Raw genomic sequence first — 17,755 nt, 5'->3', positions numbered from 1 at the left:
TTTGCATCGGGCCAACAAGAGCAAGCCTTCGAAATCAAGAAGATGGCACCAGGCCAAGACAAGCGGGGTCAGAGGGGCAGTGTATCAGACCGCCCCCCCGCCCGAACAGGGACTATTGCGCCCGTTTTGCCCTGTTTTCCGGGGGATGACGACCTGGATCAAATCGGCTGACCAATTAACGTGCAATCGGCCCGAATTGGTCAGGCAGAGGCACGGCCACTCCCCTGCCCCGGCCGGTTATTTCTCCCGCTGACGCGGGCTCTGCTTGTCCAGTTCGTGCAGGTAGTCGAGCTTCTGGCCGATCTGCTTCTCAAGGCCGCGATCGGTGGGCTGATAGTACTGCTTGCCAGCCAGCTCAGGCGGGAAGTACTGCTCGCCGGCGGCATAGGCGCCCGGCTCGTCGTGGGCATAGCGATACTCGGCGCCATAGCCCAGCTCGCTCATCAGCCTGGTCGGTGCGTTGCGCAGGTGCGGCGGCACCTCGAAGTCCGGCAGGTTCTTCGCATCATGAAGCGCCGCCTTCCAGGCGGTATAGACCGCATTGCTCTTGGGGGCGCAGGCGAGATAGACGATCGCCTGGGCGATGGCCCGCTCCCCTTCCGCCGGGCCGATGCGATGGAAGCAATCCCAGGCCGAGAGCGCCACCTGCATGGCACGGGGATCGGCGTTGCCCACGTCTTCCGAGGCAATCGCCAGCAGCCGGCGCGCAATATAGAGCGGATCGCAACCGGCGCTCACCATGCGGGCATACCAGTAGAGCGCCGCATCCGGTGCCGAGCCGCGAATGGACTTGTGCACCGCCGAGATGAGGTCGTAGAAGTGATCGCCACCCTTGTCGAAACGCGCCACGTGTTCCCCCACCACGGCGGCGAGCAGGCTGCTGTCGATCACCCGCGCCCCGGCACTGTCGGTTTCGGCCATGTCGGCCAACAGCTCCAGATAGTTGAGGGACTTGCGCCCATCCCCGTCCACGGCTTTCGCCAGCGCCTCCTTCACCCCGGGGGCGAAGGCGAGGCTCGGGTCATTGAGGCCACGGGGGTCCTGCATCGCCTGATCGATCATGGCGAGGATATCCTGCTCCTCCAGCCGTTTGAGCAGATAGACCCGGGCCCGGGAGAGCAGCGCGTTGTTCAGTTCGAACGAGGGGTTCTCGGTGGTGGCACCGATGAAGGTGATGGTGCCGTCTTCGATGTGGGGCAGGAACACATCCTGCTGGCTCTTGTTGAAGCGGTGCACCTCGTCCACGAAGAGGATGGTGCGCACCCCGCGCCAGCTGTTCTCCTTGGCCTTGTCGATGGCGGCGCGGATCTCCTTGATGCCGGAGGTCACCGCCGAGAGCCGCTCCACTTCGGCCTGGCAGTAGTGAGCAACCAGTTCTGCCAGCGTGGTCTTGCCGGTGCCAGGAGGGCCCCACAGGATCATGGAGTGGCAGTGGCCCGCTAGGATCGCCTTGCGCAGCGGTTTGTCGGGCCCGAGGATATGTTGCTGACCTATGTACTGCTCGAGGGTTTGCGGCCGCATCCGGGCCGCCAGCGGACGAAAGTCCGACGAGAAATCCAGCGATAAATTGCTCATCTGCATTGACCGTCAGGAAGGGTGCAGGCCGCCGTTGCCGGGCGGCCTGCCAATAAAGCCAGCGCCTGCTTGCGCATCAGCGCTGATCGTCCAGTGCGACCCCCGCAGGCGTCTTGAAAACAAATTCGTTGCCCTTGAGCGCCGGCTTGCGGTTGAAGTTGCTCAGGGTGAACTCGCTCCACTGCCCCTGGGCCTCTTTCACGTCGAAGCGGTTGATGTTGTTCTGACGGTCGAAGGTGATGCGAAAGGAGGCGATCAACTCGTCCTGGTTGCGGCTGGTGACTGTGTAGACATCCCCCTGCTGGGTCACGTCGTAGTTCTTCCAGAGCGAATCGTCGTTGCCGGCGATCAGCACGAAGGGGGTGTTGAGCACCGCATCCTTGAGCTTGAGGGCAGTGACCTGCTCGACGAAGGGATCGTAGATCCAGACATCCTTGCCATCGGCCACGATCAGGTTCTCGTCCGGCGTGGTGGTATGCCAGTTGAAACGGTTGGGACGCTGCACCAGCAGGGTACCGCCGGCACGCTGCAGCTCCTTGCCCTTGCTGTCATAGACCACCTGGGCAAACTTGGCGGAGAAGAGACTCACCCCCGCTAGCTTCTGCTTGAGATCGCTGGCCGCATCGGCCCACGCCTGGCTGCTGGCCACCAGCAGCACAGTGCCCATCAACAGTTGTTTTTTCATCACGCTTTTCATAACGGCTATCTCGATAAAAGGCCATGCCCGCAGAGGGCATGGCCAGGATGATAGAGGGGTGAGCCTTAGTCCCGCACCGGCGGCGGGGCCAGCACGTCGCGCTGACCATTGCCGCCCGGGGCGCTGACGATGCCCTGGTTTTCCATCTGTTCGATGAGACGGGCCGCCCGGTTGTAACCAATCTTGAACTTGCGCTGCACGCTGGAGGTGGAACCACGGCGCGACTCCACCACGAAGGCCACCGCCTCGTCGAACAGGGGGTCGAGCTCTTCGTCGTCACCACCGCCATATTCGCCGCTGCCGCCCTCGCCGCCCGACTCACCGGAGAGGATCTCCTCGATGTAGTTCGGCTCGCCGCGCAGTTTCCAGTCCGCCACCACCTTGTGCACCTCGTGGTCATCGACGAAGGCGCCGTGCACCCGGGTCGGGTTGGAGGTACCGGCCGGCATGTAGAGCATGTCGCCCATGCCGAGCAGGGATTCGGCCCCACCCTGGTCGATGATGGTACGGGAGTCGATCTTGCTCGACACCTGGAACGAGATACGGGTCGGGATGTTGGCCTTGATGAGGCCGGTGATGACATCCACCGACGGACGCTGGGTCGCGAGAATGAGGTGGATACCGGCCGCCCGCGCCTTCTGGGCGATACGGGCGATAAGCTCTTCCACCTTCTTGCCGACGATCATCATCATGTCGGCAAACTCGTCCACCACCACCACGATATGGGGCAGTTTTTCCAGCTCAGGCGGCATCTGATCCATGGAGTCGCCCGGACGCCACAGCGGATCCAGCAGGGGGTCGCCCTCTTCGATGGCCGCCAGCACCTTGTCGTTGTAGCCCTTGAGGTTGCGCACCCCGACCGCCGACATCAGCTTGTAGCGACGCTCCATCTCGCCCACGCACCAGCGCAGGGCATTGGCGGCGTCCTTCATGTCGGTCACCACCTCGGTCAGCAGATGGGGGATCCCTTCGTAGACCGACAGCTCCAGCATCTTGGGGTCGATCATGATGAAGCGCAGATCGTCCGGCGTCGACTTGTAGAGCATGGAGATGATCATGGTGTTCACCCCCACCGACTTGCCGGAGCCGGTGGTACCGGCCACCAGCAGGTGGGGCATCTTGGCGAGGTTCACCACCACGGGTTCGCCGGCAATGTCCTGACCCAGGCCCATGGTGAGCGGGTTGCGGCTGCCCGAGAACGCCTCGCAGTCGAGGGTCTCGCGCAGGTAGACGGTCTGACGCACCCGGTTGGGCAGCTCGATCCCCACATAAGTCTTGCCCGGGATCACCTCCACCACCCGCACGCTGCTGGCCGACAGAGAACGGGCCAAGTCACGGGAGAGGTTGGTGATCTTGCTCGCCTTCATGCCGGGCGCCAGATCCAGCTCAAAGCGGGTGATGACGGGGCCCGGATAGACGCCCACCACCTTGGCCTGCACGTTGTAGTCGGCGAGTTTCGCCTCCACCAGCCGGCCCATGCGTTCCAGCTCGTCCTTGCTCATCATCTGGGTCTTGGCGGGCGGACGGTCCAGCAGCTCGATGCTCGGCAAGGGGGGCAGCCCTGGTTGCAGACGGCGCTTGGGCTTGCCAGGAGTTGGGGCAGCCGGGACCGGCGCCTCCTCATCCCCTTCGGCCCAGGGCAAGTCGAGATCATCGTCCTCGTCATCGGCCGTCACCAGCGCGGGCTGACGACGGGCGCCGGTCGCGGCGGCCCGCTTGGTGCGGGTAACCGGCGCAGGCGCGTCATCATCGTCGTCGTCAAACTGCGGATCGAACTGGAAGGTATCCTCGTCGAGCTCGGGCAGCCACTCCTCGGACTTGGCCTTCTGGCCCTTGGCGGTCACCTTCTCCTTTGGGCGACGGGTCCAGCCGGTATGCGGCTCATCCTCCTCGTCGTCACCCAGCTCGATGGCACCTACGCCCCCTTCCAACAGGGGATCCGGCCCCTCGTAACGGGGCTGGCGCCAGCCACCGGTGAGCCAGCGGCCCAGGGTGGCAGGAAAGTGATAAACGGCGCTGACCGAGCCGGTGCAGGCGGCACCGATCCGCTCGACGATGGTGAGCCAGGACCAGCCGGTAAACAGGGTGATGCCGGTGGCCACGAAGCAGAGCAGCAGCAGGTTGGCCCCGACGCCGCCAAACAGCGGCACCACGGCGGAGGAGATGACGTCCCCCACCAGGCCGCCGGCGGAGAAATTCTGCAGATCGTTGAAGTTCATGCTGGCGATGGCGGACATGCCGAGCACGGTCAGGATGAAACCGACGATGCGCACCGACAGGGTGAGGTAGTCCACATCGAGCAGGCGGCTCGGGCGCCAGAACAAGCTCCAGCCAAGCAGCACGACCAGGGGGGGCACCAGGTAGGAGAAAGCCCCGAAGGTAAACATGGTGATATCGGCGAGCCAGGCCCCCGCGCTGCCGGCGAGGTTCTTCACCTCCCCTTGCCAGGAGGTCTGGGACCAACCGGGATCGGCGGGGTGGTAGGACAACAGGGCAAGCAAGAGATAGGCAGCCATCAGGGTGATGGCGATCAAGACGGCTTCGAAGATCCGTTGTGTACCTGATAAAGGAGTAAACAGCTTTTTATCGGCCAAACTCCGGCTCCTTTCTGAAAACATGTAATGCAGGGGGATAAGGGGGCCTAGTATCCCTGAAAAGCCCACCGGTTGTCAGCCAGTGCCCGATGTGCCGACCGTATTCACAACCGGCACGATAAGAAGAAACGAGCGGACCGGCCGCTCGTTTCTGAATGTCGTGACTTGTCGCAAGGCTGGCAAGCCACAGCATAACCCAACTCAACGGGTGCTGATCACCAGCCGACTGCTCTGTTTGACCTCTTCCATCACCACGTAGGTGCGGGTGTCGTTGACGCCGGGCAGACGCAGCAGGGTTTCCCCCAGCAGGCGGCGGTAGGCCGACATGTCGCTGACTCGGGTCTTGAGCAGATAGTCGAAATCGCCGGAGACCAGATGGCACTCCTGGATTTCTTCGAGCACCTGAACAGCCTTGTTGAACTGTTCAAATACATCCGGGGCACCGCGATTGAGGGTGATTTCCACGAATACCAGCAGAGACGCATCCAGATAATGAGGGTTCAGAATGGCGGCATATCCTTCGATATACCCTTGTCGCTCGAGGCGACGAACCCGTTCCAGACACGGTGTGGGACTCAGGCCAACACGTTTGGACAACTCAACGTTCGAAATTCTGCCATCCTTTTGCAGCTCATTCAGAATGTTGCGGTCAATCCTGTCCAAATCCTTTAGCCGACTCTTAGCTTCCATCATTTATTCCATCCTTTGGCTATTTTTTGGTAAGAATCACCAGTCATTTTATAATTATGGTCACAAATCCTGTCAATACCTGAATATGCTAGGCGCAAATGTTGCGGAAAACGAACGCAACACAAAACACCAATCGATAGTCGAGGGATAGCATGATTATCGGTGTACCTGAAGAAATAAAAAACCATGAATACCGCTTAGGCATGGTTCTGGCCAGTGTACGTTAACTAACAGCACGAAACCATACCGTTTTCGCCCAAAGCGGCGCAGGAAGCGGCAATGAGTTTGCCAATGCAGATTATCACGCTGCCACTGCTGCTATTTTGTCCTGTGTTGCCGAGCTTTTCGCCAGGGCAGAGTCACCACAACGATCAGCCAAGGCCGCCAAGCCGGCTGCAGCCCTCTCGTGTTTCCCTCCTTTCTATAGATATGCACCTCACCGCTCCAGCGTGTTTTGCATCCGATGTGCCATAACGAGGGCGTTTCTTCGGCAAGAGAGCTCAGGCCCCTCCCCCAAGCTGTGCCGCCGAAGCGACTCTCGCTGACAACCGGGCCTCCTGGTGAGCCCCATCGAAGCCAAATTGCCCCACCCACGGCGGGCCCCATTGCGCCAGAAGCTGTCAATCCTGGCGAGCTTGTCTCCATGTGAGCGGGGTCTGGTTCACTTGTGCCGGCAATCAGTACGCACGAGCCCCACTCCCCTTGTTGTCGGCTGTAGGGCCACCAGGCATTGCTCGCCCGGGCCCATGACGACTGCCAGGGACAACCTGTGACAAGAGAGCGCTTCCCCTTCATGAAGGGCCTTGAGGCCGATTGATGCAATCGACGCACTGGCCTTTGACCCCATATCACGAATTACCTACAATCGCGCAAACTCATCACGTCTCGGAAATCACATCATGAGCCAAGTCACTCATAGCAAACTGCTGATCCTGGGCTCCGGCCCGGCTGGTTACACCGCGGCCGTCTACGCCGCCCGTGCCAACCTCAATCCGCTGCTCATCACCGGCATGCAGCAAGGCGGTCAGCTGACTACCACCACCGAAGTGGAGAACTGGCCCGGTGACCCCGAGGGTCTGACCGGTCCGGCCCTGATGGAGCGCATGAAAGAGCATGCGGAGAAGTTCGATACCCGCATCCTGTTCGATCACATCAATGAAGTGGAGCTGACCCAGCGTCCGTTCCGCCTCAAGGGCGACAACGGCGAATACACCTGTGATGCGCTGATCATCGCGACCGGTGCCTCCGCCAAGTACCTGGGCCTGCCTTCCGAAGAGGCCTTCAAGGGCCGCGGCGTCTCCGCCTGCGCTACCTGTGACGGCTTCTTCTATCGCAACCAGGAAGTGGCCGTGGTCGGCGGCGGCAACACCGCCGTGGAAGAGGCACTCTATCTGGCCAACATCGCCAAGAAGGTGCACCTGATCCACCGCCGCGACGAGTTCCGCGCCGAGAAGATCCTGATCAAGCGCCTGCACGACAAGGTTGCCAGCGGCAACATCGTGCTGCACACCCACCAGACCCTGGACGAAGTGCTGGGTGACGACATGGGGGTGACCGGTGTGCGCCTGCGCAACACCCAGAACGATACCACCACCGACCTGCCACTGATGGGGGTATTCATCGCCATCGGTCACCAGCCCAACACCCAGATTTTCGCCGGCCAGCTAGAGATGCAGAACGGCTATCTGAAGGTGCGTGGCGGCCTGGACGGCTTTGCCACCCAGACCAGCATCGAAGGGGTTTTTGCCGCCGGTGACGTGGCTGACCACACCTACCGTCAAGCCATCACCTCCGCCGGTACTGGCTGTATGGCCGCCCTCGATGCAGAGCGTTATCTGGACGCGCAATAAGCACAAGGGATATAAAAGGCATGCCGCAAGGCATGCCTTTTTGCTTTAAGGAGCCGGATGAAACAGAAAATATTGATTGTCGAGGATAGTCTGACTATTCGTCGCATGCTGATCCAGGCCATTGCCCAGCAAACCGGGCTGGAAATCGATGCGTTCGAAACCCTGGAAGGGGCCCGACACTGCCGGGGAGAAGAGTATGTGGTTGCCCTGGTGGATCTCACCTTGCAGGATGCCCCCAGCGGAGAAGCGGTCAAGGTATTGCTGGAGCGCGGCCTGCCGGTGGTGATCCTCACCGCCGACATCAGCGAGGAGAAACGGGAAGCCTGGCTTGAGGCCGGGGTGCTCGATTACGTGATGAAAGATTCACGCCACTCCCTGCAGTATGCCGTCAGCCTGGTCCATCGCCTCTACCTCAACCAGCGCATCGAAGTGCTGGTGGTCGATGATTCCCGTACCTCCCGCCACCGCACCATGGCCCAGCTGCGCAAGCAACTGCTGCAGGTGCACGAGGCGAGCCATGCCCGTGAAGCGCTGGCCCAGCTCGAACAGAACCCAGCCATCCGGCTGGTGCTGGTCGACTACTATATGCCAGAAATTGACGGGATCAGCCTGGTACGCATGTTGCGCGAGCGCTACAGCAAGCAGCAGCTCGCCATCATCGGGATCTCGGTGTCGGACAAACGCGGCCTCTCCGCCCGCTACCTCAAACAGGGTGCCAACGACTTCCTCAACCAGCCGTTCGAGCCGGAAGAGCTGCAGTGCCGGGTCAGCCACAATCTGGAGGCGCTGGAGCAGTTCAACAGCATCCAGGAGTCGGCCAATCGTGACTACCTGACCGGGCTCTACAACCGGCGCTACTGGTTCAACGAGGGTCAAAAATGGTTCGAGGAACACCAGCGCCAGGAGACGCCGCTTGCACTGTGCGTGCTCGATGTAGATCACTTCAAGCAGGTCAACGATCACTGGGGTCACGCCATCGGCGATCAGCTGTTGTGTCACCTCACCCGTCTGCTCACCCAGTTCTTCCCCGATGCCATGATCGCCCGCTTTGGCGGCGAGGAGTTTGCCCTGATGGTGCCTCACTGCACCGTGCCCGTGCTGCTCAAGCGGCTGGAAGGGTTGCGCCAGCAGATGCGCCAGCAACCGCTGTCACGGGAAACGCCGCTGTTCGTTCGCGCCAGTTTCGGGGTGATCCAGGTCGGGCGCGTCTCCATGGACGAGGCATTGAGCGAAGCGGATCGCCTGCTCTATCAGGCCAAGAACACCGGTCGTGACAAGATAGTGTCTCAAGGCTCAGCGGCCTGATCGCACCATCCCGGATGCTCGTCGTGTAGTACCGCCCGACCGCAGCCCCTCCCCGGGCACACGTCGGGTTCCCCTCCTGTTACCTCCCCGTCATGCCACAGCCCTGCTCAGTAGGTCTTGTCGACCCGCACGCCATCGTCGAAATAGAGGATGCGCACCTTGTCACCGTTCATGAATACCATGGCCGGATCGTAATCCTGAATGACGTTGACCAGCCCGTTCTGTTCGTTGCGAATGAGCAGTTCCACCAGCTTGTTCTCCACCACTGTGCCGCCGGATTGATACTGCTGCGCCGCAGCGGCGCCCGCCAGAGCCCCGACGGCAGTGGCGATTTCCCGACCATGGCCGCCACCGAACTGGTTGCCAAGCAGACCACCCAGTACGGCGCCGCCCAGGGTTTTCCAGCCTGAACGCTCGGACTCCAGGATCTGACGCTGGGTAATGTTGCGCACCGTTTCAACTTGGCCAAACACCACCTGATTCACGGGCCTGGCGGTATTGCGCTCGTAGACCTGGGCCCAGGCGGGCGCAGTGACAAAGCAGAACAAGCTGGATACTATCAGGATAATGGCCTTCATCTATGAACCTCGTTGCCTTATGTCTCGCTATCTTACCCAATTGGATGATGAGCTGTGCTGGTTTCCCGACCCCGAGCACGCCCTGGATGAACCCAACGGCCTGCTGGCGATCGGTGGCGATCTCTCCCCCGCCCGTTTGCTGGCAGCTTACCACAAGGGGATCTTCCCGTGGAACGAACCCCACCAGCCGCTGCTGTGGTGGTCACCCGATCCCAGAGGCGTTGTACTGCCGACGCAACTGCACATCGGCCGCAGCCTGCGCAAATTTATCCGCCGAACCCCATTCGATATTTCCATCGATCGCGCCTTTAATGAGGTGATAGCGGCCTGCGCCGCCCCCCGTCGCAGTGCCAGTGGAACCTGGATAAGCACACCCATGATCGACGCCTATCGACAACTGCACCGCCTTGGCCATGCCCACTCCGTCGAGATTTGGCAGGATGGCCGGCTGCAGGCCGGCCTCTACGGCCTCTCCCTCGGCCGGGTGTTCTGTGGCGAGTCCATGTTCAGTCGCATCGACAACGGCGCCAAGCTGGCCATGGTAGCCCTCTGCCAGCACTTTGCCCGGCATAACGGGGCCCTGATCGATTGCCAGATGCAGAACGACTTTCTGGCCACCATGGGAATAGAGGAGTGGCCGAGAAGCAAATTCCTGACGACGCTGACCCAGCTGAGTCGGCAACCACTGGCGGCCGGCTGCTGGCAGGCGGGGAGCATGACACTATGACCGAAGAAGTGATCCTCAAGGTAGGACTGACCCCCAAGCATCAATGCAGCTATCTGGGTCATGAACAGGAACAACTGCTGGTATTGATGGATCACAGCCTGCTCAACGCCAGCGGTTACGAGCGCCTGCTGACGGCCGGCTTCCGGCGCAGTGGCAACGACATCTATCGCCCCCACTGCCCGGCCTGCAATGCCTGCCAGTCACTGCGCATCCACAGCGAACGGTTCGTGCCCAGCCGCAGCCAGAAGCGGATCCGCCAGCTCAACCGGGATATCGAGCTGGTGCTGAGCTACGATGACAAGCCCGAATACTATCAGCTCTATGAGCGCTACATTCGCGAACGCCACCATGACGGCAGCATGTATCCCCCCAGCCGCACCCAGTACAAGGGGTTTCTCCATTGCGACTGGATGCCTCCCCTCTATCTGGAAATGCGCAAGGATAATCGGCTGATCGGGGTTGCTACTACGGATCTGCTGCCCCATTCCCTCAGCGCAATGTACACCTTCTTCGACCCGGCCCATGCCGATCGCTCACTCGGTACCTTTGCCATTCTGAGCCAGTTGGAACTGGCCAGGCGTACAGGCCGCAGCTGGCTGTATCTGGGCTACCTGGTGGAGGAGTGCCGCAAGATGAATTACAAGAGCCAGTACCTGCCTCATGAGCGTCTGATACAGGGAGAATGGAAAAATATCGACAGCAAGCCCGAGTAAACTTTACACATAGCCTTAAATCCGGCATGATCCAGCGGATTTTTGTTGTGGCTTATCAAGAGGATTCAATGGCTAAAGAAGACAGTATTGAGATGCAGGGCACTATTCTCGAAACCCTGCCCAATACCATGTTCCGTGTGGAACTGGAAAATGGTCACGTGGTTATCGCTCATATTTCCGGCAAGATGCGCAAAAACTACATCCGTATCCTGACTGGAGACAAAGTAACGGTAGCTCTGACTCCGTACGATCTCTCCAAGGGACGTATTGTTTTCCGCTCTCGCTAAGCCAGGAATTCAGCAAAAAACCCCAACCTTTCGGTTGGGGTTTTTTGTGGTCTTTCAACTGTTCAATGCTTAGTGGGAAACGGCTTCAACATTGACCTGATAGTCAAAGCTGAGGCTGTCGTTTATCAACTCAACCTTCACAACCCCCCCATCGACCAGCGCCCCGAACAGGATCTCGTTGGCCAGGGGTTTCTTGAGGTGTTCCTGGATGACCCGTCCCATGGGTCTTGCCCCCATGGCCCTGTCATACCCTTTCTCGGCCAGCCAGTGGCGGACACCCTCGGACACTTCAAGGGATACCCCTTTCGCATCCAGCTGAACCTGCAACTCGACGATGAACTTGTCGACCACCTGATGGATGATCTGCATGTCCAGATGGTTGAACCAGATGATGTGATCAAGCCGGTTGCGAAACTCCGGACTAAACGTCTTGTTGATCACCGCCATGGCATCGTGGCTCATATCCTGTTGCTGGAAGCCGATTGACTTGCGCTGGGTCTCCTGTACCCCCGCGTTGGTGGTCATCACTAGGATCACGTTGCGAAAATCCGCCTTGCGCCCGTTGTTGTCAGTCAGGGTGCCGTTGTCCATCACCTGCAGCAGCAGGTTGAACACGTCCGGATGCGCTTTTTCGATCTCGTCCAGCAGTACCACTGAGTGCGGATGCTTGAGGACAGAGTCGGTCAGCAGGCCTCCCTGCTCGAACCCCACATAACCGGGAGGCGCCCCGATAAGGCGAGAGACGGTATGGCGCTCCATGTACTCGGACATATCAAAGCGCAGCACCTCCACGCCAAGCGCCTTGCCGAGCTGCTGGGTGACCTCGGTCTTGCCTACCCCGGTCGGGCCGGCAAACAGGAAGCAGCCCACAGGGCGACGCTCGTTGCCCAGCCCTGAGCGGGAGAGGCGAATGGAGTCTGTCAGTACCTCGATGGCCTTGTCCTGGCCAAAGACCACCATCTTGAGATTGCGCTCCAGGTTCTTCAGCACTTCCTTGTCGGAAGAGGAGACAGATTTCTCCGGGATGCGGGCAATCTTGGCAACAATGGTTTCGATCTCCTGCACATTGATCACTTTCTTGCGCTTGCTCACCGGCAGCAAGCGTTGACCCGCCCCGGCCTCGTCGATCACGTCGATCGCCTTGTCCGGCAGATGGCGGTCATTGATGTATTTGGCGGAGAGCTCCACCGCGGCACGAATGGCCTTGACGGTGTAACGTACCCCGTGGTGAGCCTCATAGCGGCTCTTGAGGCCCATCAGGATGCGCGTAGTGTCATCCACGCTGGGCTCGACAATGTCGATCTTCTGGAAGCGACGCGCCAGGGCGCGGTCTTTTTCAAAGATCTGGGAGTATTCCTGATAGGTGGTAGAGCCGACGCAGCGCAGCAAGCCATTGGAGAGCAGTGGCTTGATGAGGTTTGCGGCATCGAGCTGGCCACCGGACGCGGCCCCCGCCCCTATGATGGTGTGGATCTCGTCGATGAAGAGGATGGCCCCCTCCTGACGCTCGATCTGCTTGAGCAGCACCTTGAGGCGCTTCTCGAAGTCACCGCGATATTTGGTCCCCGCCAGCAGCGACCCCATATCCAGGGAGTAGATGGTACTGCCCGCAATCACCTCGGGCACATCACCCTTGACGATACGATAGGCCAGCCCTTCCGCGATGGCTGTCTTGCCCACCCCGGCTTCGCCCACCAGCAAGGGGTTGTTCTTGCGACGGCGGCAGAGCACCTGAATGGTACGGTTGAGCTCCTGATCGCGCCCGATGAGGGGATCGATACGCCCTTCCAGTACCAGCTGATTGAGGTTGGTGGCAAAGCTCTCAATCTGGGCAGCAGAGACCTCATCGTCAGACTCGACGTTGTTGTTGCTGTTGTCCGGTTTGCTGTCTTTGCGTACCCCATGGGAGAGGAAGTTGACCACATCCAGCCGGCTGATCTCGGCCTTTTTCAGGAAGTAAGCAGCTTGGGACTCCTGCTCGCTGAAGATGGCAACCAGCACGTTGGCTCCACTGACCTCGGTGTTGCCGGAGGACTGAACGTGAAACACGGCGCGCTGCAGCACCCGCTGGAAGCCCAGTGTGGGCTGGGTCTCGCGGTCTTCATCATCACGGGGGATAAGCGGGGTTGTTTGACTGATGAATGCGCTGATCTCTTTGCGCATCTGCTCCACGTCAGCACCACAAGAACTCAGCGCCTCATTGGCTGAGCTGTTATCCAGCAGGGCTAACAACAGGTGCTCGACGGTCATGAATTCGTGGCGCTCGTCACGGGCCAGTTTGAAAGCCTCGTTCAGCGTCTTTTCTAGATCTTTATTCAACATAGGCACCTCCCCTAGTACAGCAACAATGTGGTGTCGTCATCGCCATCAAGTCATCAGATTCAAGCCTTTTCCATGGTACAGAGCAGTGGATGTTCGTTGTTACGTGCATAGGTGTTGACCTGGACCACTTTGGTTTCGGCAATCTCGGCGGTGAATGTGCCACAGACTCCCTTACCACTATAATGCACGCTCAGCATCACCTGAGTGGCCTTGTCCAAATCCATACCAAAGAACTTTTGCAGCACCTCCACCACGAACTCCATCGGTGTGTAGTCGTCGTTGTTCAGGACGACCTTGTACATGGGTGGCGGTTGCAGCTTGGTTTTCTCTGCCTCTGCAATCTCTTCATTAGCAAAGAGTTCTTTCTGCTTGCTCATAGTCGCGCTTTGGTACCTCTAGATTACTACCGCCTAACACAAGATTGGTCAATAGACTTGTTAACCAGATCACATCAGTTGTTAACAACTCCTTGACTCGCTCAAAAGTTAGACTAGATTGGTTACTTGCTAATCGGCGCCCGTCTGCTATGGGCTATGTTACTAGTTATAAAGGGCTGGCGCAGGTTACTCAACGACTTCAAGGTAATCAATAAAAGGATGTAGATGTATGGCAACCGGAACAGTCAAGTGGTTTAACAACGCAAAAGGATTTGGGTTTATCTGTCCGGAAGGAGGTGGCGAAGATATTTTCGCCCACTACTCCACGATACAAATGGAAGGCTACAAGACGTTGAAAGCAGGTCAAGCAGTCAACTTCGAACTGCAGCAGGGGCCGAAAGGCAATCATGCCTCTGTCATTGTGCCAAACGAAGCACAGAACTTGTAAGAGTCGAACTGGATAAATAAAAAAACCGGCAACCTTGCGGCTTGCCGGTTTTTTTATTGCTGCGATCCTAGAGGAGAAGTGCATTCTCTTGGCGGATCAGGCAAAGATCATCGCGCGTTGTCGTGATAGTCCTGACAGGCGCTCAGAGTGTTTTCCATCAGGCTGGCGACCGTCATGGGGCCCACCCCACCCGGTACGGGCGTGATGAAGGATGCGTGGTTGCGGGCCGTTTCAAACTCCACGTCACCGACCAAAGAGCCATCCGCCAACCGGTTGATACCCACGTCGATCACCAGTGCCCCCGGCTTGACCCACTCACCCGGGATGAAATTGGGTTTACCAACGGCGACCACCAGCAGATCAGCACGGCGAACCTGCTCTTCCAGATCCTGAGTGAAACGGTGGCAGGTAGTGGTAGTGCAACCGGCCAACAGCAGCTCCAGCGTCATCGGCCGGCCAACGATGTTGGACGCACCGACCACCACCGCATGCAAGCCGTGTGTCTTGACCCCGGTCGTTTCAATCAAGGTCATGATGCCCTTGGGCGTGCAGGGACGCAGTGCCGGAATACGCTGTGCCAGCCGACCCACGTTGTAGGGGTGGAAACCATCCACATCCTTGTCAGGACGAATACGCTCCAATACCTGAGTCGTATCGCAGTGAGCCGGCAAGGGGAGCTGCACCAGAATACCGTCAACGTCTGCGTCTTCATTCAGTTTATCGATCAGTGCCAGCAACTCTTCCTGGCTTGCCGTCGCATCCAGATCGTAAGAGCGGGAGATAAAGCCCACCTCTTCACAGGCACGCCGCTTGCTGCCGACATAGACCTGAGAGGCAGGATCTACCCCGACCAGGATCACCGCCAGACCCGGCGCCCGTTTTCCTTGTGCCAACCGCTGTTGGACTTGCGCTGCGACCTGATTGCGAATCGTTTGCGCAACCTGTTTTCCATCAATGATTTTGGCAGACATCGTTCTTCACTCACCATGTGTTCAACTGCCGCGCATTGTCGCATTTTTTTGCCACGGGTGTTAGCGGCTCTCGCATGGAGGGCAATAAGTAGGCATTTGAATTCATTGGTGGAAAAATTCGTTGACGCTGGCTTTCCCGCTTGGGTATGATGCCGGCCCGTTGCCCAGTACAGCCGCTGTCGCTATGCTGGAGACGAGATTTTCGGTGATTAGCGCAGCCCGGTAGCGCATCTGGTTTGGGACCAGAGGGTCAAAGGTTCGAATCCTTTATCACCGACCAGGTTTTTCGACATGCCGCCAGGCTTGTCGAGGCAATGCGCCCTTAGCTCAGTCGGATAGAGCAACGGCCTTCTAAGCCGTGGGTCGCAGGTTCGAATCCTGCAGGGCGCGCCATTGATGATATGCATCTCCCCGATGCAAGCATTGATGGTTATCTTCAGTGGTGGCTGTAGCTCAGTTGGTAGAGTCCCGGATTGTGATTCCGGTTGTCGTGGGTTCGAGCCCCATCAGCCACCCCAATATCTCCTTTCAGAAGACATCCAGTCTTATCTATTTAAATCCGGTAGAAATAAACCCCTTTTTTCATCCGGGTGGTTCACTGCAAGATGTCTGCAATAGGTTTCATTCGTGCTCATTCCAAGTGGCATCAACGTCGGTACGGGCGGTCTGAGTGGCGTATGACAACGTCACGACCTGCACGCCAGATACGACTGTTTGTTGCGCCTCGAGAAAAACCACCAAGAACAAACGATTGTGCTCAATGACGAGCAAATTCGCCTGCTCGAACGCTTCAGTCCCGAGTTCATAGAACACTATATTGAGGTTCACTACACCGGAAAGCTGATGGCAGTCGACACCTTCGCTCAAGGGGATTGGTGAGGTGTACCTGCAAGCTGTATAGGTTGCTACAACCAACACACCTGAGGACGACGCTACCGCTGCAAGCAGCCGGTGACCCCGGTCCATGCGCTCAATGAAACGCACAGCTGCTCTTCGAAGTCCATAGGCGCAGTTTTATACTGTCTCGTAAGTTCTAGCAGTGTCCTTACCATCATCCCTACGATCTGTTCCTGCACCTGAAAGGGATTCGCCACCGGAAAACCAAGGTGCATAGGCCACAAAGCAACAGCTTTATCGAGCGGTTACATCAACCTCTGCTCGATGAGCGCTGCCCGGACGAACCGGTGGAGCAGATGCAAACAGGCCTGGACAGCTACCTAGAACACGACAACAACCAGTGATCTCGTCAGGGCCTAATGATGGAGGGACAGTCCCCCTTATTACATGTTCAAGAAGGCTATGAAATTGGTACCGAAGAAGATGTGTAGTGGTCAACTAAATCCGGACACACAGTTAAGCCGATTCTCGGCCTCTGCTGGCGGTATCCCGTCATTGTATTGATGTGGACGCCGCCAGTTGTAGTAATCCATCAGGTAATAACTAATATCCCGCTTCGCTTCCCGCAGGCTCATGTATCCCGTTGCCGGGAGCCACTCTGACTTCAGGCTTCTGAACAACCGCTCCATCGGGGCGTTATCCCAGCAGTTTCCACGCCGACTCATACTCTGGGTCATGCGATAGCGCCACAGTCGTTGCCGATATGCCCGACTGCCATATTGGCTGCCCTGGTCGGAGTGAAACAGCACGCCGGGCGGACAACCCCGCTGCTTATACGCAATCTCAAGTGCTTTCACGGCCAGCTCGGCATCTGGTTTATCTGACATCGCCCACCCCACAACCCGCCGGGTATGCAGGCCAAGCACCGCTGCCAAGTAATGCCAACGGCCACCTGCCCAGACGTAGGCGATATCGCCACACCACACCTGATTGGGTTGCTGGACATCAAATTTGCGGGCCAGCAGATTGGGAATGTCCGGTCGTTCAGACTGTGCCACCTTATAACGGTGTGCGCCCGGCTGCTTGGATGCCAGCCCGGCTTCCTTCATCAAGTTACGTATTTTGAATCGGCCAATCTGATACCCCAACTCCCGCATCATCGACATCAAGGCCCGGCTGCCTGCCGAGTCCCTGCTCGCTTTGAACAACCGGCGCAACTCACTGCGCTGCTGCTGCATACGCTCATGGTTAATCGTCCGCCTGCGAGCCAGATAATCGTAAAAACACAGGAGGTGGGAACATCGAAAGCGCAGCAGACCAAGGTGATGGGGGCTTGCTCCCTTAATCGGTCTATCAGCGCGTACGTGTGAACTCGTCCGCCATCAAGAGAGCTGTAGCCTTTTTTAGAATGTCCTTTTCACGTTCGAGCCAGTTGATACGGGCCTCCAGCTCCTGGATTTTCTGCTGCTCCGGAGTCAGCGCTTTGCTGATTGGGGTAGTGCCACAGCGTTCGGATTGAAGCTGCTGAACCCAGCGGCGAAGTACGGTTTCACCAACATCCAGTAAGCGGCTGGCTTCTGGGACAGAATATCTCTGGTCGAGCACCAGGGATGCGGCTTCGAGTTTGAATTCAGCAGTAAATGAGCGACATACTCATGTCATTGAACACCTCAGGTCAAGGTGGTGACTGTACCACCTAAAATGGTGTCCGGGATGATTAGACCACTACAATGACGATAAAACAACACCGGCGCTAGGCCGGTGTTATGTAATAGCTACTCGCT

General features: G+C 58.4%; 14 protein-coding genes, 3 tRNA genes and 2 pseudogenes. 10 read left to right on the top strand and 9 right to left on the bottom strand.

Going from position 1 to position 17,755, the window contains the following annotated elements; translation table 11 throughout:
- Window positions 1–237 precede the first annotated feature (237 nt).
- From BN1143_RS13375 to lrp, 4 genes are all read right to left on the bottom strand, one after another.
- Window positions 238–1,581 carry a replication-associated recombination protein A gene (locus tag BN1143_RS13375; RefSeq protein ID WP_017785406.1) on the bottom strand — a complete coding sequence of 448 codons (1,344 nt, stop codon included), beginning with the start codon at window positions 1,579–1,581 and terminating at the stop codon, window positions 238–240.
- Window positions 1,582–1,651: 70 nt separating this feature from the next.
- On the bottom strand, window positions 1,652–2,260 hold the full coding sequence (gene lolA, locus BN1143_RS13370; RefSeq protein WP_042050961.1) for an outer membrane lipoprotein periplasmic chaperone LolA: 609 nt from the start codon (window positions 2,258–2,260) through the stop codon (window positions 1,652–1,654).
- A gap of 77 nt (window positions 2,261–2,337) precedes the next feature.
- The gene (locus tag BN1143_RS13365) at window positions 2,338–4,866 is read right to left on the bottom strand and encodes a DNA translocase FtsK (RefSeq protein WP_042050959.1); all 2,529 of its coding nucleotides are present in this window, start codon (window positions 4,864–4,866) and stop codon (window positions 2,338–2,340) included.
- Window positions 4,867–5,067: 201 nt separating this feature from the next.
- On the bottom strand, window positions 5,068–5,559 hold the full coding sequence (lrp, locus tag BN1143_RS13360; protein WP_005300047.1) for a leucine-responsive transcriptional regulator Lrp: 492 nt from the start codon (window positions 5,557–5,559) through the stop codon (window positions 5,068–5,070).
- Between the two features lie 896 nt (window positions 5,560–6,455).
- On the opposite strand from lrp, the gene trxB reads away from it, so the two are divergent.
- Both trxB and BN1143_RS13350 read left to right on the top strand, forming a co-directional pair.
- Window positions 6,456–7,406 carry a thioredoxin-disulfide reductase gene (gene trxB, locus BN1143_RS13355; protein WP_042050956.1) on the top strand — a complete coding sequence of 317 codons (951 nt, stop codon included), beginning with the start codon at window positions 6,456–6,458 and terminating at the stop codon, window positions 7,404–7,406.
- 57 nt (window positions 7,407–7,463) lie between these two features.
- A complete protein-coding gene (locus BN1143_RS13350; RefSeq protein WP_042050955.1) occupies window positions 7,464–8,711 on the top strand; it encodes a diguanylate cyclase in 1,248 nt (415 codons plus the stop codon).
- A 107-nt stretch (window positions 8,712–8,818) separates the two neighbouring features.
- Here BN1143_RS13350 and BN1143_RS13345 read toward each other — a convergent pair whose 3' ends face one another.
- Entirely contained in the window at window positions 8,819–9,289 is a 471-nt protein-coding gene (locus BN1143_RS13345; protein ID WP_005300039.1) for an outer membrane lipoprotein, read from the bottom strand.
- 19 nt (window positions 9,290–9,308) lie between these two features.
- Between BN1143_RS13345 and aat the strand changes: the two genes are divergently transcribed.
- The 3 genes from aat to infA all read left to right on the top strand — a co-directional run bounded on the left by aat (window position 9,309) and on the right by infA (window position 11,016).
- Window positions 9,309–10,016, top strand: a complete 708-nt coding sequence (aat, locus tag BN1143_RS13340; protein WP_042050953.1) for a leucyl/phenylalanyl-tRNA--protein transferase — start codon at window positions 9,309–9,311, stop codon at window positions 10,014–10,016.
- Window positions 10,013–10,729: an arginyltransferase gene (locus BN1143_RS13335; RefSeq protein ID WP_005300035.1), complete on the top strand. Its 717-nt coding sequence runs from the start codon at window positions 10,013–10,015 to the stop codon at window positions 10,727–10,729. Before aat ends, BN1143_RS13335 begins: the two co-directional genes overlap by 4 nt.
- A 68-nt stretch (window positions 10,730–10,797) precedes the next feature.
- The gene (infA, locus tag BN1143_RS13330) at window positions 10,798–11,016 is read left to right on the top strand and encodes a translation initiation factor IF-1 (protein ID WP_005300033.1); all 219 of its coding nucleotides are present in this window, start codon (window positions 10,798–10,800) and stop codon (window positions 11,014–11,016) included.
- A 69-nt stretch (window positions 11,017–11,085) separates the two neighbouring features.
- Here infA and clpA read toward each other — a convergent pair whose 3' ends face one another.
- Window positions 11,086–13,338 (bottom strand): ATP-dependent Clp protease ATP-binding subunit ClpA, encoded by a 2,253-nt coding sequence (clpA, locus tag BN1143_RS13325; protein ID WP_017787132.1) that lies wholly within the window; start codon window positions 13,336–13,338, stop codon window positions 11,086–11,088.
- 59 nt (window positions 13,339–13,397) lie between these two features.
- Window positions 13,398–13,715 carry an ATP-dependent Clp protease adapter ClpS gene (gene clpS, locus BN1143_RS13320; RefSeq protein ID WP_005300028.1) on the bottom strand — a complete coding sequence of 106 codons (318 nt, stop codon included), beginning with the start codon at window positions 13,713–13,715 and terminating at the stop codon, window positions 13,398–13,400.
- A 229-nt stretch (window positions 13,716–13,944) separates the two neighbouring features.
- Between clpS and cspD the strand changes: the two genes are divergently transcribed.
- Window positions 13,945–14,163: a cold shock-like protein CspD gene (gene cspD, locus BN1143_RS13315; protein WP_042050952.1), complete on the top strand. Its 219-nt coding sequence runs from the start codon at window positions 13,945–13,947 to the stop codon at window positions 14,161–14,163.
- Between the two features lie 107 nt (window positions 14,164–14,270).
- Here cspD and folD read toward each other — a convergent pair whose 3' ends face one another.
- Window positions 14,271–15,134 carry a bifunctional methylenetetrahydrofolate dehydrogenase/methenyltetrahydrofolate cyclohydrolase FolD gene (folD, locus tag BN1143_RS13310; protein WP_042050951.1) on the bottom strand — a complete coding sequence of 288 codons (864 nt, stop codon included), beginning with the start codon at window positions 15,132–15,134 and terminating at the stop codon, window positions 14,271–14,273.
- Window positions 15,135–15,337: 203 nt separating this feature from the next.
- Here folD and BN1143_RS13305 point away from each other — a divergent pair.
- The 4 genes and pseudogenes from BN1143_RS13305 to BN1143_RS22785 all read left to right on the top strand — a co-directional run.
- A tRNA-Pro gene (locus tag BN1143_RS13305) sits at window positions 15,338–15,414 on the top strand.
- A 36-nt stretch (window positions 15,415–15,450) separates the two neighbouring features.
- Window positions 15,451–15,527 (top strand) — tRNA-Arg (locus BN1143_RS13300).
- Window positions 15,528–15,576: 49 nt separating this feature from the next.
- Window positions 15,577–15,652: transfer RNA gene (locus BN1143_RS13295), tRNA-His, on the top strand.
- Between the two features lie 124 nt (window positions 15,653–15,776).
- Window positions 15,777–16,535 (top strand): annotated as a pseudogene (locus tag BN1143_RS22785) (transposase family protein); the annotation flags it as partial.
- Here BN1143_RS22785 and BN1143_RS13285 read toward each other — a convergent pair.
- Window positions 16,466–17,579: pseudogene (locus BN1143_RS13285) on the bottom strand (IS3 family transposase). The pseudogenes BN1143_RS22785 and BN1143_RS13285 overlap by 70 nt on opposite strands.
- Window positions 17,580–17,755 lie beyond the last annotated feature (176 nt).

This window comes from Aeromonas dhakensis (assembly GCF_000820305.1).
Taxonomy (GTDB): Bacteria; Pseudomonadota; Gammaproteobacteria; order Enterobacterales; family Aeromonadaceae; genus Aeromonas; species Aeromonas dhakensis.
The sequence above is the reverse complement of the archived record's forward strand: the minus strand, read 5'-3'. Positions and strand labels throughout refer to the sequence as shown.

Bases quoted from the DNA above. Each gene is read 5' to 3' on its own strand.
- BN1143_RS13335 (WP_005300035.1), top strand. From the start codon at position 10,013: ATGACCGAAGAAGTGATCCTCAAGGTAGGACTGACCCCCAAGCATCAA.
- lrp (WP_005300047.1), bottom strand. From the start codon at position 5,559: ATGATGGAAGCTAAGAGTCGGCTAAAGGATTTGGACAGGATTGACCGC.
- aat (WP_042050953.1), top strand. From the start codon at position 9,309: ATGTCTCGCTATCTTACCCAATTGGATGATGAGCTGTGCTGGTTTCCC.
- BN1143_RS13350 (WP_042050955.1), top strand. From the start codon at position 7,464: ATGAAACAGAAAATATTGATTGTCGAGGATAGTCTGACTATTCGTCGC.
- clpS (WP_005300028.1), bottom strand. From the start codon at position 13,715: ATGAGCAAGCAGAAAGAACTCTTTGCTAATGAAGAGATTGCAGAGGCA.
- folD (WP_042050951.1), bottom strand. From the start codon at position 15,134: ATGTCTGCCAAAATCATTGATGGAAAACAGGTTGCGCAAACGATTCGC.
- BN1143_RS13375 (WP_017785406.1), bottom strand. From the start codon at position 1,581: ATGCAGATGAGCAATTTATCGCTGGATTTCTCGTCGGACTTTCGTCCG.
- BN1143_RS13345 (WP_005300039.1), bottom strand. From the start codon at position 9,289: ATGAAGGCCATTATCCTGATAGTATCCAGCTTGTTCTGCTTTGTCACT.
- trxB (WP_042050956.1), top strand. From the start codon at position 6,456: ATGAGCCAAGTCACTCATAGCAAACTGCTGATCCTGGGCTCCGGCCCG.
- clpA (WP_017787132.1), bottom strand. From the start codon at position 13,338: ATGTTGAATAAAGATCTAGAAAAGACGCTGAACGAGGCTTTCAAACTG.
- lolA (WP_042050961.1), bottom strand. From the start codon at position 2,260: ATGAAAAAACAACTGTTGATGGGCACTGTGCTGCTGGTGGCCAGCAGC.
- infA (WP_005300033.1), top strand. From the start codon at position 10,798: ATGGCTAAAGAAGACAGTATTGAGATGCAGGGCACTATTCTCGAAACC.
- cspD (WP_042050952.1), top strand. From the start codon at position 13,945: ATGGCAACCGGAACAGTCAAGTGGTTTAACAACGCAAAAGGATTTGGG.